This is a genomic window from Solwaraspora sp. WMMD1047, from assembly GCF_029626155.1.
GTDB lineage: Bacteria > Actinomycetota > Actinomycetes > Mycobacteriales > Micromonosporaceae > WMMD1047.
The window spans coordinates 841,172-864,563 of record NZ_JARUBL010000001.1; the positions used below are offsets into that span (position 1 = coordinate 841,172).

Consider the following 23,392-nt stretch of genomic DNA (forward strand, 5'->3'; position numbering starts at 1 on the left):
TTCTGGAACGGCTGAGTGCGCCACGATCACCGTGCGCCGGCATGGTCGGGTGGGTGGCTGCTCAGGAGTTTTCGGGGCGGCCGGGGGAGCGCAGTGAGCGCAGGGGTTCGTCGCTGACCGGCCGGCTCTGCGGCGGTGCCGGCTTGGCCAGCCCGGTGACCCAGTCGACGTACTCCTCGTCCTTGGCCGGGATGGCACCCTGGCCGCGCTCCGGCGTGCGCTGACGAGGAACGGCCGTCTTCGGCTCCGCCTCCTGGTCGGCCGACCGGTTCCGGCGGAAGAGTCGCCGCCGGGGCCGTTCACCACGACCATCCGACTCCGGTACGCCGTCCGCGCCCGACCGGCTCCCGGTCGCCGCGTCGTCGGTGGCCCCACCGTCGGTGGAAGCGCTGCCGGTGGGTCCGCTGTCCGTAGGTCCACTGCCGCTGGTTTCGCTGTCGGGGGCCTCACTGCGGGTGGGCTTGCTGGCGGTGGTCCGACTGTCGGTGTCCCGGTCGCCGGTGGTCCTGCTGTCCTGGTATCCGGTGTCCCTGCTGGTGCTGTTCTTGCCGCTGCTGGTCCTGGCGCCGGAGGTCTTACGGCCAGAGGTCTTGTTTTCTGGGTTCCCGTCGCCCCGGGACTTTCGGTCAGGGTTCCTGGTTCCGGTGGGCCTGCCGTCAGGATTCCTGTCGCCTCTGCTTCTATCGCCGGACTCTCTGGCATCACCCGTTCCATCGTCGGTGAGCTTGTCGTCGGCCGGCTTGTCGTAGGCGGGACTGTTGTGGGCGGGACTGTTGTGGGCGGGCCGGTCGTGGCCCTGGTCGTCGGTCGTCCGGGTGGTGCCAGAACTGGGCGTGCCTGGAGCGGCTGGTCCGGGCTTGATCGAATCCGGCAGGGCCAGCCCGGGAGTGACCGGCAGCGGGGCGACCGGTGCCGGTGCCACCGGCGCAGGTGCGACCGGGTCCGGCTGGGTCGGGCTGGGTGTGACCGGTGCGGGCTTGACCGCTCGGGGCCGGAACCGGTTGAACTTCACCGGCTCGGGCGTGCTCGGGCTGGCTGTGCCCGGGCTGGCTGTGCCCGGGCTGGCTGTGCCCGGGCTGGCTGAGCTGGGGGCGGGCGTGCTCGGGGTGGCTGTGCCCGGGCTGGCTGCGCTCGGGGTGGGCTTGCCTCGGCTGGGCTTGGCGGCGGTGGATTCGGCTGGGTCGGATCCGATCGGGCTGTGCCTCGTCGACCGGGTGTGCTCCGATCCGGCCGGGCTGCCACTGGTGGACCGGCTGTGTCCCGTATCGGTCCCGGTGGCACCGGCGCTGGCGCTGGCGGGTGTGGACCAGGTGCGATCGACCTCGCTGGTGCCGGCAGACTGCCCGGTCCCGGGCTGGCTGATCCCGGGCTGGCTGATCCCAGGCCGGCTGGTTCCGAGCCGGTTGGTGTCGGGCCGGTTGGTGTCGGGCCGGTTGGTGTCGGGCCGGTTGGTGTCGGGCTTGCGGATGTCGGACTCGGGCAGGGACGGCTCGGGGGTGGTCGGGCTGGGCTTGGCTGACGAATCTGGTTCGGTCTTCGGATCCGGTGCCGGCTGTGGTTCGGCATCGGTGCGCCGCTTGGCACGGCGAAGCGGCTTCAAGGCGTTCCAGGCCCGCTCCCGCACACTCGGTGCCGGTGCCGGTGCCGGTGCCGGTGCCTGCGGTGTCTGTGCCGGTGATACGGGTGCCGGGGTGGAGGGCCAGAAGTCCTCGGTGGTCGGGACGGGGCGCGCAGCCGGGTCGGGCGTAGCCGACGCGGTCGTCCAGTTGTCCGGCGGGTAGGCGGCGTACCCGCCCGGGGCCGGGCGCCCGGGAACGGCGGAGGATCTGCCGCCGGCCCCGTGGCCGGGCTCGGCCGAGGTCCAGGACCTGCCCTCCGATCCGAACCCTTCCGAGGCGTCCGAGCCGCTCGACCGGTACGCGGTGTCCGATCCGTACGAGGTGTCCGATCCGTACGAGCTGTCCGAGTCGTAGGTGCTCGGCCCGTACGAGGTGTCCGGCCCGTATGCGGTGCCCGATCCGGATGGGGTGGCCGACCAGGACGAGTCGGAGTCGGGTAGGGCCTCCGGTTCGGCGCGGGCGCCGGGCTCGGTCAGGGGGATCTGCTCGGTGGGGGCGTCGGCCGGGGCCGGTGTCGCCGACCCGGACCCGGGGTCGGCCGTCGGGGACGGCCAGCGCAGGGTGGCGGCGAGCACCGAGCCGAGCGCCCCGGTGGCGGTCGCGAGCAACGCGCCCCAGTACGGGGCGGCCTGGAAGCGGTCGACCGGATCGCCCGGGCCGGCCAGTAGATAGGAGAGGGCCAGCAGCAGCGGCCCGGCGAGCCCGGTGGTGGCCACCACCGGCTTCGGCCGGTCCAGCCAGCGGGCCAGGGCACCGGTGGCGGCGCCCGCGATCAGGGCCAGGGCAGCCATGGTGACCACGGCAAGTCGCTGTGCGGCCCCGCCGTCGATCCAGACCGGGTCGAGTACGCCGAGGCGGACCATCGGCGGCGGGTCGGCCGGACCCAGCGACGGGAGCACCGAGATGAGTGCCAGCAGCCACACCGCGCCGATGACCGCCGCCAGGTTCCACACGACCGGCCGCAGGGTGAGCGCGGCCAGCGCCGCGAGGACTCCGATCAGCGCGCCGAGACCGCCCAGCAGGCCGACGATGGGGACCGCCTCGACGCCGGGGACCTCGGCGGCCCGAGCCGGCAGCATTGTCAGCGGCGCCACCACCGAGCCGCCCAGCCCGGCGGCGGTGGCCAGCGCGAGCCGGCCACCGAGGGTCGGGCGGTGGCCGCCCCGGTGGGCGGTCTGCTCCCCGACCAGCGCGCCGGTCACCGCGGCCACCATGGCGAACCAGCCCACCCAGGCGAGGTGGGCGGGCCACTCGTTCACGGTGGCCGCCTCGAAGTCCCGGCCGAAGCGCAGGATGTCGAGCCCGTACGCGATGCCCAGCTGGGCCGCGCCGGCCAGCGCCCCGACACCGAGCGCGATCCCGAGCGCCCTGCCCAAGGTCCGAAAGGCCATGCGGGGCACGTTACGGCCCGGTGCGGACCCCCGCCACCCTTCGTGCGGTCGACCGCGCCGGCTCCGGCCGGTGCGGGTCGCCCAAGCTAGTGTCCGCCGCCCCCGGCGGGTACCGGAGCTTCCCGCTCCATCAGCAGTTCGTGCAGTTCGGCGCTGCATCGGGCAACCTCTTCGGCGTGCGCGTTGCGGCCGAGGCTGCGCGGGCGCGGGATGTCGATCTCGACGATCTGGCGGATCTGACCGGGCCGCGGGCTGAGCACCACCACCCGGTCCGCGAGCAGCACGGCCTCGTCGATCGAGTGGGTGACGAAGACGATCGTCGCGGAGTTCTCCATGTGTACGCGCTGCAGCTCCACCGACAGCTCCTCGCGGGTGAGGGCGTCCAGCGCGGAGAACGGCTCGTCCATGAGCATCACCCGGGGCTCGCTGATCAGCGAGCGGCACAGGGACACCCGCTGCTGCATGCCGCCGGAGAGCTCGTGTGGCAGCCGCTCCTCGAATCCGTCGAGGCCGACCATCTCCAGCAGCTGCCGGGCCCGCTGCCGGTGCTTCGACTTGGGCCAGCCGAAGATCTCGGTGGGTAGGAGGACGTTGTCGAGGACCGACCGCCACGGCAGCAGCGCCGGCCGCTGGAACAGCATGGCGATGTCCCGGCGGGCCTTGGTGACCCGCTCACCCGCGACGGTGATCTCGCCCTTGGTGGGTTGCATCAGGCCGGCGACGAGGCGCAGGAGGGTGGACTTTCCGCAACCGGAGCGGCCCACGACCGCGACGAACTCGCCGTCTCCGACGTGTAGATCGATACCGCGCAGCGCCTCGACGGAGCCGGATCGCCCGGTGAAGGTGCGGGACACCCCAGACAGTCGGATCATCCAACGGACCCCCTGTTCGCGCTGACCTGCAGACCGAGCCAGGCTATCCGGAAGCGGGCGCCGGGTCACCCCCTGAGCAGGCGGAGGCTTCTCTGGCGTTCTGTCCCTGTTTCCCGCCGACCGGCGGCAGGCGAGGGCCGTCCGTGCCGGTGCCGCGCGAATCACCCGTACCGTTGTCCGGTCGCCTGCGGCGGACGCCCGAGCGCCGGTCGGCGCGGCCTCGGTCGCCGCCTGTCTGCCCTGCCTGGAGGCCCTGCCCAGCCGGAAAGCCGAGCCGGGCCGGGGTGGACGGGCCGGCCATCGACGTGGTTCGGTGCGCGGCTCGGCGCCGGCCGGCCGATAGGCGCCACTGGCGATAAAGTGACATTTATCACTGTCTTTGTCGCTCGGTGTCGCGCCGACCGGCCGGTTGCGACGCCGGTCAGCCCGCGAGCCGCCACCGACCGCCCCGCGAAACCAGCATGGTCAACGCCTGCGGCATCAGTCCGGAATGGTTGTCGGGCGTCATGCGAATCGGTCCGGAGAGGCCGTCCATCTGAGAGGTCTCCAATAGATCGCGGAGCCCGTCGCGATTGGTGGGCTCGTCCACGGTGGCGGAACCGGTGGCGGCATTGACGAGGAGTTGAAGGGCGTCCGCGGCGAAGGAGGAGAACCCGTAGTAGCCGCCGTACCGGGCGGTGTAGTCGCGGAACCACTGCTTCCGCGCGGCCTTGGCGGGGTTGGTGGCGATCACGTCGTCGATGACCATCGTCTGGGTGAAGAGCAGGTGGAGGTTGTCGGAGGATCGGGCCCCCTCCAGGAAGAGGTCCCCGGCGGCTGCCGCGTCGAAGTAGATCCGGCCGGTGTACTCGGCCTCCCGGGCGTTCTCCGCGGCGGACATGGCCTGCTCGGCCGAGGTCCAGAGGATCAGCGCATCGGTCCGGATCTCCGTCGCCGAGGCGACGGCCTGCCCGAGATCGGTGTCCGTGACCTTCACCGACTCGACCTGCCTGAGCTGGATGTTCGCCTTCTCGAGCTGGCTGGTCATCGCGGCCACCCCCTCCAGGCCGTACGCGTCGTCGGTGTGCAGGAGCGCGACGCGCTTGATCTTGAGATCGCGCAGCTCGGCGACGAGCGCGGCGGCGCTGTCCTCGGCGTTCGGTGCGAGCTTGAACATGTAGCGCCGCTGGTCGGCCGGGGTCGCGCCCTGGCTGGCCGGGGCCAGCGCGATGGCCGGAACCCGGCGCTCGTCGATCGTCTTGGCCGCGTTTATCGCGCACTCGTTGCAGCTGCCCATGATGACCGCGCTCACCGACGGGTTGCTGGTGAAGTCGCTGATGTTGCGCGAGGACTCGCTGGGGTCCGAACGGTTGTCCTTGACGTCGAGGCGGACCCGGCGGTCACCGAGCACCCCGGAGAGGTTGATCTGCTCGGCCTTGAGCTCCAGCGCCCGCTGGTAGGCGGTGCCCACCGGAGCCAGGGCACCCGAGAGTTCCAGGTCAGCGGCGATGACGATCTCGCCGGCCACTGCCTCGCCGTCCGCCGAGTCGCCGAACTGGCAGCCCGCGAGGGACGTCGCCAGCAGGGCCGAAGCGAGTACCCCGATGGTTGTGGAGCGGATGCGCCTCAACTCAGTCCTCCATATGTGCGGCCCCGGGCGGACCTGCCTGGTCGGTCCGGCGGCCGGATCGTCGCCAAGCCAGCGGTGGCGTCCGGTCAGGATGGGCGGTCGCGGGACGCCGCGAACCCGGGCAAGACCCTGCCAACGGTGGGCGCCTCCGGTCAAGCGGGGCGTACGGGCCGCCATCCCACATGTTGATCAGGTGACGCATCGAGAAACTTTAGCTGGTCGGGCGCGTTCGGTCACCCCCCAGAATTCCCCTGATCAGGGCCGTGTTCCACTATCGATCTCCGGGGTTCGGCAAGTGATTGCCCGATATTCCGGACAGATTGGTTCCTTGGGCAGCTTCCCAAAGAGCCCTTTCTCTGATGAAATCGCGGCCGTGCCGCATGCGGCCGCTGTCCGCTGCAACAGGCAACGGCCCCGGCAGGTCACATGTGGAGAAGACGACGGAGGCGATGTCGTGAGCACCGGACCTACGACCCTGCCCGAGAGCGGCGTGCCGGAGCACGGCAAAGCCCGGCGCTGGCTGCCGCGGTTGGGGGACGCCCGGATCCGGTCGAAACTTGCGCTGATCCTTGTCGTTCCGGTCGCGGCGGTGATCGCGCTGGCGACGGCCCGGTTGGTCGACATCGGCCAGAGCGCCTACCAGGCGACCACGATCCGCTCGCTGACCCAGCTCTCCACGGACGTGTCGGCACTCACCCAGGACCTGCACCGGGAGCGGATGGCGGCGGCGGCCTACCTGGCCGATCCGGCGTCCAAGGCCGACACCTACAACCTGCACGTCCGGCGCACCGACGAACGGATCGCGGCGTACGACAGCCGGCTCGGCGACGTCGGTGAGGTCCCCGAGTCCGTCCAGAGCCGACTCGACGTGATCGACGACCACCTGGCCACCCTGAACAGCACCCGCCAGCAGATCCTGGACCGGAACCGGATGCCGGTCGCCGAAGCCGTGCTGCGCTACGGAGTCGTCCTGGCCGACCTGGTCTCCTACGGCGAGACGCTCGGCCAGATCGCCGGTGAGGGCGCCACCGCGGAGAGCCTGCGGGCGGTCGCCGCCTTCGCCAAGGCCAAGGCCGCCACCGCCGAGGAGGAGGCGGTGATCTTCTCCGCGCTCACCGCGGGGCAACTCGACGAAGAACAGTTCTCCTCGTTCCTGGCCACCCTGACCAGCCAGCAGGAGGCGCTGCTCGGCTTCTCCCTGGCCGCCTCCTCCGCCCAGGAGGCCGTGGTGGATCGGCTGGTGGCCGGTGACGCGGTGGTGCTCGCGGACCAGGTCGCAGCCGACGTCACCCGCTCCGTCGGCCAACCCTCCGGGCTGACCGCGGCCACCGGCGCCCGGCCGGTGGGTGCGGTGAACGACCTGATGCGCATCGCCGAACTGCAGTTGGAGAGCGACCTTCTCACCCTCGCCGAGCAGGCCAGGTCCGACGTCGTCGAGCAGGCGATCCTCGAATCCGTCCTGCTGCTGATCACCCTGATCGTCGCGGTCGTGCTCGCGGTCGTGCTGGCCCGCTCCCTCAACCACTCGCTGCGCCGGCTGCGGCTGGGCGCCCTCTCGGTGGCCAACCACGACCTGCCGGAGGCGGTCCGCCGGCTGCGCGACGTCGGGAACGTCGGCGACGGTGCGGTGGAGGAGATCGTCCGGGAGGTTCGAGACCCGATCCGGATGACCAACCGGGACGAGGTCGGCGAGGTCGCGGCCGCGTTCAACGTGGTCCACCGGGAAGCCGTCCGGGTCGCGGCCGAGCAGGCGGCCCTGCGGACCAGCATCTCGGCGATGTTCCTCAACCTGGCCCGCCGCAGTCAGGCACTCGTCGACCGGATGATCGGCGAGCTGGACGCCATCGAGCGGGGCGAGGAGGACCCGAAGCGGCTGGCGCAGCTCTTCGAGCTGGACCACCTGGCGACCCGGATGCGCCGCAACGACGAGAACCTGCTGGTGCTCGCGGGTGCGGACTCCACCGCGCCGAGGCGCGAGGACGCCCTCCTGGTGGACGTGCTGCGCGCCGCCCAGTCCGAGGTCGAGGCGTACAACCGGATCGAGTTCGGCACGGTCGACACCGACATCTCGGTGGCCGCGGCCGCGGTCAACGACGTGGTACGACTGATCGCGGAGCTGCTGGACAACGCGACCCGGTTCTCGCCGCCGAACACCGTGGTGGTGGCCGACGCCCGCCGGATCCGTGACTACGTGCTGGTCCAGGTCGAGGACCGGGGCCTGGGCCTGGCCGACGACCAGCTCGACGCCCTGAACCGCCGGCTCTCCGCCCCACCCACCGTCGACGTGGCCGCCTTCCGGCTGATGGGTCTGGCCGTGGTCAGCCGGCTCGCCGCGCGCTACGACATCCGGGTGGACCTGCGGCGGAACGTGGACGGCGGCACGGTCGCCCAGGTGACCCTGCCCAGCCACATCGTGGTCCTGCCGATGACCCGCGGCCGTGGCCAGTCGCTGCGGCGGCCGAGTCAGCCGCTGGCCGTGGAGTCCGGTCCGCAGTCGCCGGCTCCGGTCGGCCACAACGGCTGGTCGGACCAGTCGGCGCCGGTTATCCCGCGCAACTCCGCGGCCACCCTGGCCAGCCAGTTGCGCAGCACCGCGCCCCCGCAATGGGCGAACACCGCCGAGCCGGTCGGCGCCGGGCAGCAGGCCAGCGCGGCCCAGCAGCAGCTGCCACCGCAGCGGGGCACCGGGTTCCCGGCGCCGGTGCAGCAGACCGGCGGCTTCCCCTCGGCGCTGCGGCAGCCGGTGACCGCGGCCCACCAGTCGGCCGGTCACGCGCAGCAGAGCCCCGGTTTCCAGACCGAGGCCAGCGCCGGCGCGCCGACCATGGCGTACCCGACGGTCCGGCCGCTGGGCGAGCGGCTGGGGGAGACCGCCCCCGCGTCGCTGGCCGGGCAGCAGCAGCCCGGCAGCGGGCTGCCCGCCGGTCCGGTCGCCGGTCACGGCGCCGTGAGCGCGCCACCGGCCACCCCGGCGCCCCGCGCCGAGGACCCCCGGGAGGCGCCGATCTTCCGGGAGATGGAGGCGGTCTGGTTCCGCTCGCACGGTTCCGACTCGACCGAGATCTTCACCATGCCGACGGCGGGATACCCGCCACCGGCCAGCTCGGCGCCGCCGGCCCAGTCGATGGCACCGGCCGCCGCGGCACCGGACCGGGCACCGACCGCCGGGCGTACCGCACTGCCGGTCCGGACCCCGCAGAGCGCGGCCATGTCGTCGGCGCCGGCCCAGCCACCGGCGGCGTACGCCCCACCGCCCGCGGCCTACGCCCCGCCGCCGACGGCCTACGCCCCGCCCCGGACCGCCCCGCCCGCGACCGCCCCGCCGCCGGCCGCCCCGCCCTCGGATGTCCCGCCGGCTCGACAGCCGGCCGCCCGCGGACCGTCCAGCGGCGGCGACGTGTGGCGCACCGCGGCCGACGAGGGCTGGGCGCGCGCCACCCGGGCGGCGGAACCGACCGCCGCCGGGACCACCCGTTCCGGCCTGCCGAAGCGGGTGCCGCAGGCCCAGTTGGTCCCGGGCGGCGTGGAGACCAAGGCCCGGGAGACGAGCCGCCGGACGCCGGACGAGGTGCGGGGCCTGTTGTCGGCCTACCACCGTGGGGTCCAGCGCGGCCGATCGGCCGGCGTCGAACAGCACGGCACCACCTCAACCAAGGAGACCAGCGGATGAACCGGCCGGCGGCTATGCAGGACATGGGTTGGCTACTCAGCAACTTCGCGGACAGCGTGGCTGGCATCGCGCACGTGGTGGCAGTCTCGGCCGACGGGTTGCTGCTCGCCTCGTCGCGCGACCTTCCGCAGGATCGGGCGGACCAGCTCGCGGCGATCACCTCGGGCGTGGTCAGCCTGACCGACGGCGCGTCCCGGATGTTCAGTGCCGGTGGGGTCCTGCAGACGGTGATCGAGATGGACAGCGGCTACCTGTTCCTGATGTCCATCAGCGACGGCTCCTCGATGGCGGTGCTGGCCGCCCGGAGCTGCGACGTCGGGCAGGTGGGGTACGAGATGGCGCTGCTCGTGGAGCGCGTCGGCGCGGCTCTCGTCCCACTGCCACGTGAGGCCGCGTCGCGCCCGTAGCGGGCGGGATCGCAAAGGATTGGATATCGGTGCCACCGCGAACTGACCCGAAGGAGGTGACCGCAGCATGGATCCGCGCCGTGAGGATCCGCGTGGTGCCCTCGTTCGGCCGTACGCGGTCACCCGCGGTCGAACCGAGCCACGCCGGGACATCGCCCTCGAAGCGGTGCTCGTGGCCACCCCGGCGGCGGTCGCCGAGTCGCGGTTCGCCGGGCACGACAAGCACCGGATCGCCATCATCTGCGATGGCCGAGCCCAGTCGCTGGCGGAGATCGCCGCGTACGCTCGGCTGCCGTTGGGTGTGACGAGGGTGCTCGTCGCCGATATGGTGGCGGACAGCCTGTTGACGCTGCACAGTGCCGCTCCCGTTGAAGCGTACGAGGAGCGGATGGAACTGCTTGAGAGGGTGCTAAGTGGACTTCGCAGGCTATGACCCGGCCAGGGCGCGCCGGAGCGGTGGGGAGATTACCTCCGCGAAGATCGTGATCGCGGGTGGCTTCGGAGTGGGTAAGACGACGCTTGTCGGCGCCGTCTCCGAAATCACCCCGCTGACCACCGAGGCGGTGATGACCTCCGCGGGGGTCGGCATCGACGATCCGTCCAAGGTGCCCGGCAAGGAGACCACCACGGTCGCCATGGACTTCGGCCGGATCACGATGGCGGAGGATCTGATCCTCTATCTCTTCGGCACCCCAGGGCAGACCCGGTTCTGGTTCATGTGGGACGAGATCATCCGGGGTGCGGTCGGCGCGGCCGTGCTTGTCGACACCCGGCGGATCACCGACGCGTTCGCCCCGCTGGACTACTTCGAGAACCGGAACCTGCCGTACCTGGTGGCGCTGAACTGCTTCGACGACGCCCCCCGGTACGAGGCGGAGGAGATCCGCGAGGCGCTGGCGATCGCGCCGCACATCCCGCTGGTGATGTGCGACGCCCGCAACCGGGAGTCGGTCAAGCAGGTGCTGGTGAACGTCGTGCAGCATGCGATGGCGATGCTGCAGGCCGAGCACGGCCGGGGGTACCCGACGCCGGTCGGCTGACCGGGTCGATCGCGGACATCCCCCGGCGGGCGGGACCGGCGCGACCGGCCTCCGTCCAGGTTCAACCGTCCTGTTCGTCGGCTGCCCGCAGGCCGTGCAGGTCGTAGCTGAAGGCACCCGCCAGCAACCGGCCCCGCAGACCGGCCTCCTTCTCCAGCCGGGCCGTGCAGGCGGCCGCGACGGTGTCGACGTCGTCCCGGCCGACGACCACGGCACCGTCGGCGTCGAGTACGACATGGTCCCCGGGGCTGATGGCCGCCCCGCCCACCGTCACCGGCACATCCAGCGAACCCCGAACCCGCTTCGTCGCGCCGCGTACCCGGCGCCAGCGGGACCAGACCGGCAGGCCGAGTTCGCGCAGTTCGTCGAAGTCCCGGATCGCCGCGTCGACGAGTACCCCGACCGCCCCGGCCACCTTGGCCTGGGTCGCCAGCAGCTCACCGATCAGCGCCACCGGGGTGGGCTCGGGCATGGTCAGCACCAGCACCTCGCCCGGACGGAGCCGGGTCATCGCCTCGTGTACCGCGCGGTTGTCGTCCTGCCCGCAGCGGACGGTGCGGGCCGGGCCGCCGGCCCGACTGCCCGGCACCACCTGCGTCAGCTCCACGTCGATCAGACCACGCCGTCCCGCCGCCTCGTACACGGTGGCCACCCCGGCGTCTGCCAGCAGCGCGCCCGCCCCGGAGTTCACAGGGCACCCACCACGTTCGGGATCAGACGTTGGAACGCCTCGGCCTGCCGGATGGCGGCGTTGCCGCTGACCCGGCGGGCGTGATTGCCGCGGTGGTCCGCGCGCTGGTCGTAGTATTCCCGCAGGTAGCCCTGGGCGGACATCGCCGCCATCGCCTCCCGCTTGGCCGGCATCACCGCGGTGATGTCGACGAAGACGGTCGGCACGAAGCCACACAGTTCGGGTTGGTGCGGCTCGAAGGCCAGAAACTCCGACGGCGGTGCGGTGGCGAAGCCGCTGGCCACGCCGGCACCGGCGGAGAGTTGCCGGGCCAGGGCGACCGCGGCGTGCGCGGCCGGATGGTCCGGGTTGAACGGATCGCGATCGGGGTGGGTGAGGACCACCTGCGGGGCGAACGTCCGCAGCAGGCTGGCCAACCGTTCGACCTGCTCGTCACCGACCCGCAGCGGATAGTCGCCCAGGTCGAACGACTCGAACTTCGCGCCGACCGCGGCTGCCGCCTGCTCCGCCTCGGCGTGCCTGATCCGCTTGACGTTCTCGATGGTCTGGTTCGGGTCCTTCCACAGCTCGCCGGATTCGCCGCGTTCGCCGTACGACAGGGCCAGCACGAGCGCCTCGCCCCCGGCGGCGGTGTGGGCGGCCACCGCCCCGGCGGCCCGCCAGACGAAGTCGGCGCTGTGGGCGCCGACGACGAGCATCCTGCGCCCGGTCACGCCGGCACCTCCGCCCTCGCCGCCGCGATCCGCCGTGAGTTGACCACCGCCATGGTATGTACCTCCTGCTCGGTGAAGCCGGCGTCGAGGAGCCGATCGGCGAAGAGCGCCAGACCGTCCTCGACCGGCGGGTTGAAGGGTTGCCCCAGGTCGCTGGAGAGAATCGAGTTTTCCGGGCCGACCGCCCGGATGTTGGCGAAGAGGTCGGCCCAGGAGACCTTGCCGCTGTGCGGGGTGGTGAAGCAGCGTTCCAGTAGGGCACCGGCGTCGGCCAGTTCCCGCTGCTGGGCCACCGGCAGCCGCTGCGAGGTGAACTCGGGGTGGGTGACGACGATCCGGCGTACGCCCTCCTGGCGGGCGGCCCGGACGACGGCGAGGATCTCGGCGCCGGCGAGGTGTCCGGTGGCGAGCACGAGGTCGTGCCGGGCCATCACCCGCAGGACCTTCCGTACCTCGTCGAGCACCTGCCCGTCGGGGTCGACGACCTCGACGGGCGCCGGCACGATCTGCTGGGCGTGCAGGTCGGCCTGGAGCGCCCCCCACATCGCCGGCTTCGAACCGGGCAGGTCCTGGGCGCTGCTGCGGCGCTGGTTACCCGAGTCCACGGTGGGCATCCAGACGATCCGGGCGCCCTGCCGGCCGGCGATCTCGACGGCCGTCGGGTTCATCCCGCCCATCGAGCCGTTGAGCGTGATTGCGCCGAGCACGTCGACCGCGGGGACGACCTTGCGGACCACCGCCGCCCGCTCGGCGGTCGCCACGTAGTGCGACTTGAGGACGAAGCCGGCGATGCCGACCTCGGCGCAGCGCCGGGCCAGGTCGAGGTCGTCGATCCGGCGCTCCATCACGTCGGGCGCCACGTGTACGTGGGTGTCGTAGGCGCCGCGGACCAGGGCGCGGGCGCGGGCGGAGGGGACGGGGTGGTCAGACATTCTCGGTCCTTCGGGCTCCGGCCATGGTGGCGGTGTTGGCGAGGTTGGTCTCGACGCTGCCGAGATGCCGGCGCATGGCCGTTTCGGCGGCGTCCGGATCGCCGTCGGCGATGGCCTCGACGATGGCGGTGTGCTCCGCGAGGGACCGGGCCGCCCGCCCGGGCACCAGGATGGTGCGGAACTGGTATCTGACCAGTTGGGCGCGGAGTCCGGCGATCAGCCGGGCCGCGGTCTCGTGCCGGGCCGCGGCGATGATCGCGGCGTGCAGCTCGGCGTTGTGGTCGGAGTATCCGAGCAGGTCCTCCGCCTCCAGTTTGCGGGTCATCTGGCCGAGTACCCGGCGGATCGACGCGATCTCCTGGGCGGTCGCCTCAAGCGCGGCCTGCCGCGCCGCGAGGCCCTCAAGGACGGCCCGCGCCTGGAGGATCTCGATCGCCTCGGCCTCGGTGACGAGTCGGACGTGCGCGCCCCGGTTCGGCGTCTGGATCACCAGGCCGTCCTGGCCGAGCCGGACCAGCACGGTGCGGACCACCGCCCGGCTGACCTGGAGCCGGTCGGCGAGCACGACCTCGACCAGCCGCTCGTTCGGCATCAGCTCGCCGGTCAGGATCGCCTGTCGCAGCTGCTCGTAGGCGATGTCGACCGCTGGTCGGGGCGAGCCGGCCGGGCCGCGTGTGGTGCCGCTCATGGGCAGATCACCGCTCCTCACCTGGGCGCCGTCAGGACAGTCCCGCTCCGGGTGACCGCCCAGGCAACAACGGGTAGTGGCTGCCCGCAAAGTTGTCTCCAATTTGGTTAACGATTTGGTCCACAGTATTGTATCCAAGGCGAGACCTTCTGCAGGACGCCGGCCGACCAGCGGGCTGAGCTGCTGGAACCCTTCGGAGAGCTGGGGAGCTGAGGGTGGCACGCCGTTTTTCGCCGGATTTCGACGGTGACAGGCGTAAGTGAGTGACCTACGATTCTCGACCGGGCGACGATCGATGCGCGTTGTTGACCGTCACGGTGATGGGGTCCACACCCGTGCGGGTGCCTAAGGTGCCTGCTCACTTACCACGTTGGAAAAGCTGGAGGCATGATGTTCAAACGCTCTCGGGTGCTGGCAGCAGCTGCGCTGGCCACGGCCCTACTGGCCACGAGTGGTTGTACGGGCTCCGATTCGGACGGTGAAGCCGAGTCGACGGGAGAGATGGACAAGGTTGGCTACATCACGGCCTTCGGGGCGGTCGGGCGGGACGCCTTCGTCTGGGTGGCCAAGGAGAAGGGCTACTTCAAAGAGGCCGGCATCGAGGTCGAGATCCAGGAGGGCGCGGGCAACGTGCCGAACCTGACCGCCCTCAAGGCCGGTCAGGTCCAGTTCGGCGCGCTCGACTTCACCGGTGCGGTGATCCAGGCGGGCAAGGGTGAGTTCACCGAGTGGCGGGCCATCGCGGCCGTCCACCAGCAGACGCTGATCTCGGTGATGACCACCGCCGACACCAACATCACCACCCCGAAGGACCTGGAGAACAAGACCATGGCCACCGCGGCCGGGTCGGTGACCGAGCTGCTCTTCCCGGCGTACGCCGAGCTGGCCGGGATCGACCCCGCGAAGGTCAAGATCCAGGGCGCCCAGCCCACCGCGCTGAACGGCCTGATGGCGAGCCGCCAGGTCGACGCGCTCGGCACCTTCCTGCTCAGCCGGGGGGCGCTGGCGACCGCGTCGAAGAAGGAGGTCGTCATCCTGCCCTACAGCGACTACCTCCGCGACCTCTTCGGCAACGCCATCATCACCACCCCGAAGCTGATCCAGGACGACCCGGACCTGGTACGCCGCTTCACCGGCGCGATCCTCAAGGGGCTGCAGTACAGCGTCGACAACCCCGAGGAGGCCGCCACCATCCTCAACAAGGTGAAGCCGACCTACGCGGTCGCGGCCGGCAAGGGCGAGATCGACGCGATGGCGCCCTACGTCGCGCCGGCCGGTGGCGCGCCGATCGGCTCCATGGACGAGGCCCGGGTGGCCCGCACGATCGCCATCCTGCAGGCATCCAACCTGATCCCGGGTGACCTGCCGCCGGCGAACGTCGTCGACCTCAGCTTCGTACCGAAGTCCTGACGGTCGGCGTCGTCAGTACCGGACCGAGGTCTCGGCCACCGGCCGGGACGCGTCGCTGACGGACCGGGAGGGTGACGGAACGGCGAGCAGATCCGTCACCCTCCCGCCGCCGCGACGCTTGTGGAATTTCCTGAGCTGGACGACCGACGACCTCTGGACCAACGATGACTGACAAGCGGACGAACGCCTGGCTGGGGCAGCTCTGGTCGACCGCCGGGCTGCCCTTCCTGGGCGTGGTGCTGGCGATCGCCGGCTGGTGGCTGGCGACCGTGCTCTTCGAGATCGAACCGTTCTTCCTGCCCGCGCCCCCGGACGTGGTCGAGGCGTTCCTGCGGCTGCCGGGCTATCTCCTCGGCGAGGCGCGGGTGACCCTCATGGAGACCGTTGTCGGGTTCGGCATCGCCGCGGTGGGCGGGATGCTGATGGCGGTCGTGCTCGCCGCCTCCCGGACGGTGGAGCGGATGACCCTGCCGCTGATCGCCGGGATCAACGCGGTGCCGAAGGTGGCGCTCGCGCCCCTGCTCCTGGTCTGGATCGGGTTCGGCATCCAGCCCAAGATCGTTATGGTGGTCCTGCTCTGCTTCTTCCCGATCATGGTCTCCACCATGGCCGGTCTCACCTCCACCCCGAACGACCTGCGGGAGCTGGCCAGCTCGCTGTCGGCGTCGTGGTGGCAGACCTTCGTCAAGGTCCGGCTGCCCGGCGCCCTGCCCCAGGTCTTCGTCGGGCTGAAGGTGGCGACCTCACTCGCGATCATCGGCGCGATCATCGGCGAGGTGATCCAGCCCGACCGTGGGCTCGGCTCGGTCGTGGTCAGCTCCGGCCAGTCCGCCGACACGCCGCTGGCCTTCGCCGCGCTCACCCTGCTCGCCATCATGGGCGCCCTCCTCTTCTATCTCGTGGCGGGCCTGGAGCGGATTCTCGTGCCCTGGGCCAGATCGATCACCTCCTGAAAGCCATCACCCCGTTGGGAGCGCAATGATCAAGATCGCGGGTGTTTCGCGTACGTTCCGGGGCCGGTCGGGGACCGTCGAGGCGTTACGCGACATCGACATCAACATCGAAGAGGGCGAGTTCCTCGCGGTGATCGGCCGGTCCGGCTGCGGCAAGTCGACCCTGCTACGGCTGATCGCCGGGCTGCTCGCGCCGACCGCGGGCGACGTGCTGGTCGGCGGCGACCGGGTGGTCCGCCCGCGCCGGGACGTGTCGATGGTGTTCCAGCGGCCGGCGCTGCTGCCCTGGCGCAGCGTGCTCGACAACGTCCTGTTGCCGGTGGAGATCTTCCGCTGGAAGCGGTCGACGCATCGGGAGCACGCGCTGCGGCTGCTGGAGATGACCGGCCTGGCGGACTTCGCCGGCCGGCTGCCGCACGAACTCTCCGGCGGCATGCAGCAGCGGGTCTCGCTCTGCCGGGCGCTCATCCAGCGGCCGAAGGTGATGCTGATGGACGAGCCGTTCTCCGCCCTGGACGCGCTGACCCGGGAGGAGCTCGCGGTCGAGTTGCAGCGCATCCACATGGAGCTGGGGACGACGGTGGTCTTCGTGACCCACTCCATCCAGGAGGCGGTGCTGCTGGCCGACCGGGTGGCGGTGCTGAGCTCCCGCCCCGGCCAGCTCCGCCGGATCGTCGACGTGGACATCCCACGGCCCCGGTCGTTCGGGCGCAACGCCCATCTGGAGCGGGTCTCCGCCTGCTCCGCCGAGCTGCACCAACTGCTCGGCGTCGGCGACCAGGAGCCGGCGGGCCACCCCGGCTGACCGGGTCCGGCGGGCCACCCCCGGCTGGTCGGCTCCGGCGGGCCACCCCCGGCTGGTCGGCTCCGGCGGGCCACCCCCGGCTGGTCGGCTCCGGCGGGATCAGTCCACCGGCAGCCGGTAGCCGCGTTTCACCACGGTCTGGATCACGCCCGGCGTACCCAGGCCGGCCCGCAGCCGGGCCACCGCCATCTCGACGGCGTGCTCGTCGGCGCCGCGCGGCAGGGTACGCAGCAGCGCGGCCCGGGACAGCACCCGCCCCGGAGACTGCGCCAGCGCGCGCAGCACTGCCATCGGCGCGGGCGCCAGCGGGCGCAGCTCGCCGTCGACGACGGCGGCGTGACCGCGCAGGGTCAACAGGTGCCCCGCCACCTTCACGTTCACCGCCCGCTGCGGGAGCTCGTCGATGAGGGTCCGGACCAGCGCGCCGAGGCGGGCCCGGCCGGGGGCGAGGACGGGGATGCCGTGCCGACGCAGCGGGGTCGCGGTCACCGGGCCGACGCAGGCGGCCAGCACGTCCGAGCGGAACGCGTCCAGCACCGCGTCGGCGCTCGGACCGGCGGCCCGCAGCAGGGCCTCCACGGCCGGTGCCGAGGTGAACGTGACCGCGTCGACGAGCCGGCCGGTGATCAGGTCGACCAGCCGGTGCAGCGGCGCCGGGTCGGTCGGCGGCGCCCAGCGGTAGACCGGCAGCTCGATGACCGCCGCGCCGGCCTCCTCCAGGGCGGCGGTGCACTCCGGCTGGCGGTCCCCGTGCAGTTGCATGGCGACGAGTTGGCCGGCGACGCCGCGATCCTTGAGGTGCGTGATCACCTCCTCGCAGCTCTCCGAGGCCGGCGACCACTCGTCGTGCAGCCCGGCCGCGCGGATGGCCCCTCTGGCCTTCGGCCCCCGGGCCACGATGTAGGCGCGGGACAGCACCAGCCGCAGCGGTTCGGCCAACCCCCAGCCCTCGGCCGCCTCCAGCCAGCCGCGCATGCCGATCCCGGTGTTGGCGACCAGCACGTCGGGCGGGTTGTCCAGGCAGGCCCGGGTGGCGGCGCGCAGTTCCGAGTCGTCGGCGAGCGGCACGATCCGCAGCGCCGGCGCGAGCACCACCCGGGCGCCACGGCGCTCCAGCATGGCGGCCAGTTCGTCGCGTCGGCGGTCCGCGGTGACACCGATCGTGAAGCCTGCCAGCTCGTCGGCCATCAGCCGCCCAATCCGGCATCGACCTCGACCAGACCGTCCCGGCAGCGCACCGGGTAGGTCGGCACCCGCACCTCGGGCACGTCCAGGCAGCGACCGGTCCGCAGGTCGTAGACCTGCTTGTGCAGCGGGGAGGCGACGGTGGGGATCTCGCCGCGACTGCCGACGATGCCGCGCGACATCACGTACGCGCCGTTGATCGGGTCCAGGTTGCCGATCGCGAACAGCTCGCCGTCGTGGGTCCGGTAGATCGCGACCTGCTCGCCGCCGACCAGGGCGGCCACCCCGCGCTCCGGCTCCAGCAGCCGGTACGGGCAGACGGGCACCCATCTGGTGCCGGTCGTCACGGTGTCGGTGCTCATCGGGGGGCCGTCCCGACCCCGGCCGGCATACCGAGCGCGACCGGCCGGCGCGGTCCGGCCGCCGGCACCGGCTGGCCGCGCTCCACCTCGAATCTGATCGACGGGTCGGGGGTGTCCGGCGCGTTGACGAAGGAGGTGAAGCGGCGCAGCCGGTCCGGATCGGCAAGCGTCTCCCGCCACTCGTCGGCGTAGGAGGAGACGTGCCGGGCCATCGCGTCGTCGAGTTCGGCGCAGAGCCCCAGCGAGTCCTCGACGATCACCGCCCGGAGGTGGTCCAGCCCGCCTTCCATCGCCTCGACCCAGCCGGCGGTGCGCTGCAGCCGGTCGGCGGTGCGGATGTAGAACATCAGGAACCGGTCGATGTAGCGGACCAGGTCGTCGGTGGCGAGGTCGGTGGCGAAGAGTTCGGCGTGCCGGGGCCGGAAGCCGCCGTTGCCGCCGACGTAGAGATTCCAGCCGGTCTCGGTGGCGATGATGCCGAAGTCCTTGCTGCGTGCCTCGGCGCACTCCCGGGCACAGCCGGAGACGGCGGACTTGATCTTGTGCGGTGCGCGCAGCCCCCGGTAGCGCAGCTCCAGCGCGACCGCCAGCCCGACGGAGTCCTGCACGCCGTACCGGCACCAGGTCGATCCGACGCAGGACTTCACGGTGCGCAGCGCCTTGCCGTACGCGTGCCCCGATTCGAAGCCGGCGTCCACCAGCCGTCGCCAGATCTGCGGCAGCTGCTCGACCCGGGCGCCGAACAGGTCGATCCGCTGCCCGCCGGTGATCTTGGTGTAGAGGTTGAAGTCACGGGCCACCTCGCCGATGACGATGAGCTTGTCCGGAGTGATCTCGCCGCCGGGGATCCGCGGCACCACCGAGTAGGTGCCGTCGCGCTGGATGTTGGCGAGGAAGTGGTCGTTGGTGTCCTGCAGCGACGCCTGCTCGCCGTCGAGGACGTAGCCGTTGCCGAGCGACGCCAGGATCGACGCCACCGCCGGCTTGCAGATGTCGCAGCCCCGGCCGCGGCCGTGCTCGGCGACGAGCTGGGAGAAGGTCCGGATGCCCCGGACCCGGACGATGTCGAACAGCTCCTGCCGGCTGTGGTCGAAGTGCTCGCAGAGCGCCTTGGACAGCCGTACCCCGGAGACGGCGAGCAGCTGCTTGAGCATCGGTACGCACGACCCGCAGCTGGTGCCGGCCCGGGTGCACGCCTTCAACGCGGCGACGTCGGCGCAGCCGCCGTCGATCGCGTCGGTGATCTGGTCCTTGGTCACCGCGTTGCAGGAGCAGACCTGGGCGGAGCCGGGCAGCGCCGCCAGGCCGGCTTCGGCGCCGGCCTCGCCGGCCGGGGCGAGCAGCGCCAGCGGCGGGCCGGGCAGCGGGCCGCCGACGCTGGCCCGTAGCGTCGGGTACGCCGACGCGTCGCCGACCAGCACCCCGCCGAGCAGGGTGCGGGCGTCGTCGGAGAGCACCAGCTTGGCGTAGACCCGGGTGGCCGGGTCGGTGAAGGTCACGTCGAGGCTGCCGGGCGCCCGGCCGTGCGCGTCGCCGAACGACGCGACGTCGACGCCGAGCAGTTTGAGCTTCGTGGAGAGGTCGGCGCCGGGGAAGGTGGCCGCGCCACCCAGCAGCCGGTCGGCCACCACCTCGGCCATCGCGTAGCCGGGGGCGACCAGGCCGTAGCAGGTGCCGTCGACGGCGGCGCACTCGCCGATCGCCCAGATCAGCGGGTCGTCGGTGCGGCAGGTCTGGTCGACCCGGACGCCGCCCCGCTCGCCGAGCTCCAGCCCGGCGGCGCGGGCCAGTTCGTCGCGGGGCCGGATGCCGGCGGCGATGATCACCAGCTCGGCGTCGAGCGCCGTGCCGTCGGAGAGGGTCAGCCCGGCCACGCCGCCGGCCGGGTCGGACCGGATGGCGGTGGTGGCCACCCCCAGGTGCGCGGCGATGTCCAGATCGGCCAGATGACGCCGGAGCATGGCGCCGCCGGCGTCGTCCACCTGCACCGGCATCAGCCGGGGGGCGAACTCGACCACGTGGGTGGCGAGCCCGAGCAGCCGCAGCGCGTTCGCCGCCTCCAGGCCGAGCAGGCCGCCGCCGATCACGGCGCCGACCCGCCGGCCCTCGGCGTACGCCCGGATCGCCGCCAGGTCGTCGAGCGTGCGGTAGACGAAGACGCCGGGTCGCAGCCCGCCGGGCCGGGTGGTCTCGTCGGTGGCGCCGTCGATCGGCGGCACGAACGGGTACGAGCCGGTGGCCAGCACCAGCGCGTCGTACGGGTACTCCCCGCGCGCGGTCCGGACCGTGCGGCGGTCGCGGTCGATGCCGGTCGCCGGTTCGCCGAGTCGCAGGTCGACCGCGTCATCCGGGGTGTGCAGGCTGAGCTCCGCCGCGGTCACCCCGTCGAAGTACGCGGAGAGCCGGACCCGGTCGTAGGCCGGCTGGTCCTCCTCGGCCAGCACGGTGATCCGCCAGTTGCCGGCGGTGTCGCGGCTGCGGACCGCGTCGACCAGCCGCTGCCCGACCATCCCGTTGCCGACGACGACCAGATTCTTCGTGGTCATGCCGCTGCCACCTCCGCGGTTTCCGCGAGGCCCCGCTGTCCTCGATGGAGGATGCGGGATGGACAGTGGGTGGCGACGGTGGTTGCTGCTTCATCCACTTGTGTCGCCTTCCGCGCACTGCCTGTCATGCCCGAAGCGTGCCGGGAGCCGATTTCGCCGCCGCGTCCCGATTGTTTCGGGCCTGCTAAGAGCCGCTCACACCCGCCCGCCCCAGGGGGTGGGCAACCGACTGGGATGACGACCGGTCATACCGGGGGTATGCTCGTTCGCATGACTGCCAAGGTGACGCTCTCCTTCTCGGACGAGACGATCGAGGAGGCCCGCCGGTTCGCCAAGCGGGAGGGAATGTCCCTTTCCGCCTGGGTGGACGCGGCCGCCCGGGAGAAGGCGCTGCGCGAGGTCTTCGCCGGGCACGCCGCCGCCGTCGGCCGGGCCGGCCTCGACATCGAGGCCGCCGCGCTCGCCGACGAGCAGGAGAGTGAAATGGTCGACGCGGTGCTCTTCGGCGGTCCGAAGCGTGCTGCGTAGGGGCGAGATCTGGCGGATCGAGGGAGCCCGGGAACGCCTCGGACTGGTGATCAGTTCCGACGTCTACAACTCGACCGACGTGCCGATCGTCATCGTGGCCGAGGTGGTGGCGGAGGAGCTGCTGCGCGACTCGCCGCTCGCGGTCACCATGGGCGACTACGTGGTGATGCCGGACCGGCTCTCCTCCCCGATGAAGAAGTGGTTCACCGAGTGCGTCGACGTCTGCGACACCGACACCATGCACCGGGTCAGCCGCGCGCTGCGCATCCTGCAGAACATCTGAGCCCGCCGATCTCACCACCGGCCGGCGGCCGTCGTGCGCGCCCTGTCGCCGGCCCGACCCGAAAGGCACACCGGCGGGTAACGGCCCGTCGTTAGCTTCCTCCTCGTCGCCGGACGAGGAGGAAGCAGCATGAGTACGGTCGCCCCACCGCTGGAGGTAACCACCCCGGTCGCCGCGCCGCGCCGGCACGAGATCGCCGACTGGCGTCCCGAGGATCCGGACTTCTGGCGCGGCACCGGCGCGCCGATCGCCCGCCGGAACCTGATCTTCTCGATCTTCTCCGAGCACGTCGGCTTCTCCGTCTGGAGCCTCTGGTCGGTGATGGTGCTCTTCCTCGGCCCCGCCTACGGCATCGACCCGGCCGGGAAGTTCCTGCTCACCGCCGTACCCACCGCGCTCGGCGCGGCGCTGCGGTTGCCGTACACCTTCGCGGTGGCGAAGTTCGGCGGCCGGAACTGGACGATCATCAGCGCCCTGCTCCTGCTGCTGCCGACCATCCCGATGGCGATCCTGATCGAGCCGGGGGTCTCGTACAGCACCCTGATGGTGCTCGCCTGCCTCGCCGGGGTGGGCGGCGGGAACTTCGCCTCGTCGATGGCGAACATCAACCTGTTCTACCCGCAGCGGCTCAAGGGCTGGGCGCTCGGCCTCAACGCCGGCGGCGGAAACATCGGCGTACCGGCGGTGCAGCTGGTCGGGCTGGCGGTGCTGGCCACCGCGGGCGCGGCGTACCCCCGGTTGGTGCCCGCCGTCTACCTGCCGCTGATCGTGCTGGCCGCGGTCTTCGCGGCCCGGTACATGGACAACATCCCGACCGCGGCGAACGAGAAGGGCGCGATGCGCCAGGCCACCCGGGACCCGCACACCTGGATCATGTCGTTCCTGTACATCGGCACCTTCGGGTCGTTCATCGGGTTCGGGTTCGCCTTCGGCCAGGTGCTGCAGATCCAGTTCGCCGACCAGTTCGCCACCGCGATCGACGCCGCCTACCTGACCTTCCTCGGGCCGCTGGTGGGCTCGCTGATCCGGCCGGTCGGCGGGCGGCTCGCCGACCGGCTGGGTGGGGCCCGGGTGACCTTCTGGAACTTCGTGGCGATGGCGGCCGGGGCCGGGGTGGTGCTCTACGCCTCCTCCGGCCGGCAGTCCCTGCCGCTCTACCTGGTCGGCTTCATCTCGCTCTTCGTCTTCTCCGGGATCGGCAACGGATCGACCTACAAGATGATCCCGGCGATCTTCAAGGCCAAGGCGGAGCGGGCGGTGGCGGCCGGGATGACGCCCGAGGCCGCCGAGCGGCGGTCCCGCCGGCTCGCCGGGGCGCTGCTGGGCATCGCCGGGGCGGTCGGCGCGTTCGGCGGGGTGCTGGTGAACGTCGCCTTCCGGCAGTCGTTCCTTACCTATCAGAGCGCCGACGCGGCGTACCTCGGCTTCATCGCCTTCTACGCGCTCTGCTTCGCGGTCACCTGGGCGGCGTACCTGCGGCCGTCGGCGCACCGGCTGGCCGGGGTGTGAGCTTCCGACCCCGTTTTGACCGCCGGTCGCGCGAGCGGGTATCGTTGCCTGCTGTTGTGCGACATCAGTAGGCGTGCCCCATCAGGTACGCTTGGTCGTTCGTGTGCGCTCGGCACCATGTCCGCGGGGGCTTCAAGTCCGCGAGGTCAGGCTGGCGCGCGACCCCAGACCGCCGACGA

The 23,392-nt window shown here is 71.9% G+C and carries 20 protein-coding genes; 10 read left to right on the forward strand and 10 right to left on the reverse strand.

All coding sequences use genetic code 11. From position 1 onward, the window contains the following. Nucleotides 1–61: 61 nt before the first annotated feature. The 3 genes from O7627_RS04005 to O7627_RS04015 form a co-directional block, all read right to left on the reverse strand. Nucleotides 62–3,010 carry a hypothetical protein gene (locus O7627_RS04005; RefSeq protein WP_278092141.1) on the reverse strand — a complete coding sequence of 983 codons (2,949 nt, stop codon included), beginning with the start codon at nucleotides 3,008–3,010 and terminating at the stop codon, nucleotides 62–64. A gap of 86 nt (nucleotides 3,011–3,096) precedes the next feature. Next, nucleotides 3,097–3,882 carry an ABC transporter ATP-binding protein gene (locus O7627_RS04010; RefSeq protein ID WP_278092142.1) on the reverse strand — a complete coding sequence of 262 codons (786 nt, stop codon included), beginning with the start codon at nucleotides 3,880–3,882 and terminating at the stop codon, nucleotides 3,097–3,099. A gap of 421 nt (nucleotides 3,883–4,303) precedes the next feature. Next, nucleotides 4,304–5,491, reverse strand: coding sequence for an ABC transporter substrate-binding protein (locus tag O7627_RS04015; RefSeq protein WP_278092143.1), 1,188 nt, complete (start codon nucleotides 5,489–5,491; stop codon nucleotides 4,304–4,306). 454 nt (nucleotides 5,492–5,945) lie between these two features. Between O7627_RS04015 and O7627_RS04020 the strand changes: the two genes are divergently transcribed. From O7627_RS04020 to O7627_RS04035, 4 genes are all read left to right on the forward strand, one after another. After that, nucleotides 5,946–9,161 carry a nitrate- and nitrite sensing domain-containing protein gene (locus O7627_RS04020; RefSeq protein ID WP_278092144.1) on the forward strand — a complete coding sequence of 1,072 codons (3,216 nt, stop codon included), beginning with the start codon at nucleotides 5,946–5,948 and terminating at the stop codon, nucleotides 9,159–9,161. Beyond that, entirely contained in the window at nucleotides 9,158–9,568 is a 411-nt protein-coding gene (locus O7627_RS04025) for a roadblock/LC7 domain-containing protein (RefSeq protein WP_278092145.1), read from the forward strand. Before O7627_RS04020 ends, O7627_RS04025 begins: the two co-directional genes overlap by 4 nt. Before the next feature lie 67 nt (nucleotides 9,569–9,635). Next, nucleotides 9,636–10,001, forward strand: coding sequence for a DUF742 domain-containing protein (locus O7627_RS04030; RefSeq protein WP_278092146.1), 366 nt, complete (start codon nucleotides 9,636–9,638; stop codon nucleotides 9,999–10,001). After that, nucleotides 9,982–10,608 (forward strand): ATP/GTP-binding protein, encoded by a 627-nt coding sequence (locus O7627_RS04035; protein ID WP_278092147.1) that lies wholly within the window; start codon nucleotides 9,982–9,984, stop codon nucleotides 10,606–10,608. The genes O7627_RS04030 and O7627_RS04035 overlap by 20 nt, the downstream gene beginning before the upstream one ends. Before the next feature lie 61 nt (nucleotides 10,609–10,669). Here the strand turns inward: O7627_RS04035 and O7627_RS04040 are convergent, their stop codons facing one another. From O7627_RS04040 to O7627_RS04055, 4 genes are read right to left on the reverse strand one after another with little or no spacing between them, the layout of a single operon-like run. Continuing rightward, entirely contained in the window at nucleotides 10,670–11,299 is a 630-nt protein-coding gene (locus tag O7627_RS04040; RefSeq protein ID WP_278092148.1) for a 4-carboxy-4-hydroxy-2-oxoadipate aldolase/oxaloacetate decarboxylase, read from the reverse strand. After that, entirely contained in the window at nucleotides 11,296–12,012 is a 717-nt protein-coding gene (locus tag O7627_RS04045; protein ID WP_278092149.1) for a PIG-L family deacetylase, read from the reverse strand. The genes O7627_RS04040 and O7627_RS04045 overlap by 4 nt, the downstream gene beginning before the upstream one ends. Continuing rightward, nucleotides 12,009–12,944 carry a DUF6282 family protein gene (locus O7627_RS04050; protein WP_278092150.1) on the reverse strand — a complete coding sequence of 312 codons (936 nt, stop codon included), beginning with the start codon at nucleotides 12,942–12,944 and terminating at the stop codon, nucleotides 12,009–12,011. The genes O7627_RS04045 and O7627_RS04050 overlap by 4 nt, the downstream gene beginning before the upstream one ends. Then, entirely contained in the window at nucleotides 12,937–13,632 is a 696-nt protein-coding gene (locus tag O7627_RS04055) for a GntR family transcriptional regulator (RefSeq protein WP_278092151.1), read from the reverse strand. Before O7627_RS04055 ends, O7627_RS04050 begins: the two co-directional genes overlap by 8 nt. A 501-nt stretch (nucleotides 13,633–14,133) precedes the next feature. On the opposite strand from O7627_RS04055, the gene O7627_RS04060 reads away from it, so the two are divergent. From O7627_RS04060 to O7627_RS04070, 3 genes are all read left to right on the forward strand, one after another. Beyond that, nucleotides 14,134–15,042, forward strand: coding sequence for an ABC transporter substrate-binding protein (locus tag O7627_RS04060; protein WP_278092152.1), 909 nt, complete (start codon nucleotides 14,134–14,136; stop codon nucleotides 15,040–15,042). Nucleotides 15,043–15,206: 164 nt separating this feature from the next. Next, nucleotides 15,207–15,995: an ABC transporter permease gene (locus O7627_RS04065; protein WP_278092153.1), complete on the forward strand. Its 789-nt coding sequence runs from the start codon at nucleotides 15,207–15,209 to the stop codon at nucleotides 15,993–15,995. A 25-nt stretch (nucleotides 15,996–16,020) separates the two neighbouring features. Further along, nucleotides 16,021–16,800: an ABC transporter ATP-binding protein gene (locus tag O7627_RS04070; protein WP_278092154.1), complete on the forward strand. Its 780-nt coding sequence runs from the start codon at nucleotides 16,021–16,023 to the stop codon at nucleotides 16,798–16,800. A 99-nt stretch (nucleotides 16,801–16,899) separates the two neighbouring features. On the opposite strand, the gene O7627_RS04075 is transcribed toward O7627_RS04070, so the two are convergent. Genes O7627_RS04075 through nirB form a run of 3 tightly spaced genes read right to left on the reverse strand, consistent with a single transcriptional unit; the run spans nucleotide 16,900 to nucleotide 20,893 of the window. Then, complete coding sequence (locus O7627_RS04075) at nucleotides 16,900–17,988, reverse strand: uroporphyrinogen-III synthase (protein WP_278092155.1); 1,089 nt, start codon at nucleotides 17,986–17,988, stop codon at nucleotides 16,900–16,902. After that, nucleotides 17,988–18,347 carry a nitrite reductase small subunit NirD gene (nirD, locus tag O7627_RS04080; RefSeq protein WP_278092156.1) on the reverse strand — a complete coding sequence of 120 codons (360 nt, stop codon included), beginning with the start codon at nucleotides 18,345–18,347 and terminating at the stop codon, nucleotides 17,988–17,990. Before nirD ends, O7627_RS04075 begins: the two co-directional genes overlap by 1 nt. Continuing rightward, nucleotides 18,344–20,893, reverse strand: a complete 2,550-nt coding sequence (gene nirB / locus O7627_RS04085; RefSeq protein ID WP_278092157.1) for a nitrite reductase large subunit NirB — start codon at nucleotides 20,891–20,893, stop codon at nucleotides 18,344–18,346. The genes nirD and nirB overlap by 4 nt, the downstream gene beginning before the upstream one ends. 270 nt (nucleotides 20,894–21,163) lie before the next feature. Here nirB and O7627_RS04090 point away from each other — a divergent pair, with 270 nt between their 5' ends. From O7627_RS04090 to O7627_RS04100, 3 genes are all read left to right on the forward strand, one after another. Beyond that, entirely contained in the window at nucleotides 21,164–21,421 is a 258-nt protein-coding gene (locus tag O7627_RS04090) for a DUF6364 family protein (RefSeq protein WP_278092158.1), read from the forward strand. Next, the gene (locus O7627_RS04095; RefSeq protein ID WP_278092159.1) at nucleotides 21,411–21,704 is read left to right on the forward strand and encodes a type II toxin-antitoxin system PemK/MazF family toxin; all 294 of its coding nucleotides are present in this window, start codon (nucleotides 21,411–21,413) and stop codon (nucleotides 21,702–21,704) included. The genes O7627_RS04090 and O7627_RS04095 overlap by 11 nt, the downstream gene beginning before the upstream one ends. A gap of 129 nt (nucleotides 21,705–21,833) precedes the next feature. Next, nucleotides 21,834–23,213, forward strand: a complete 1,380-nt coding sequence (locus tag O7627_RS04100) for a nitrate/nitrite transporter (protein WP_278092160.1) — start codon at nucleotides 21,834–21,836, stop codon at nucleotides 23,211–23,213. Nucleotides 23,214–23,392: the final 179 nt, after the last annotated feature.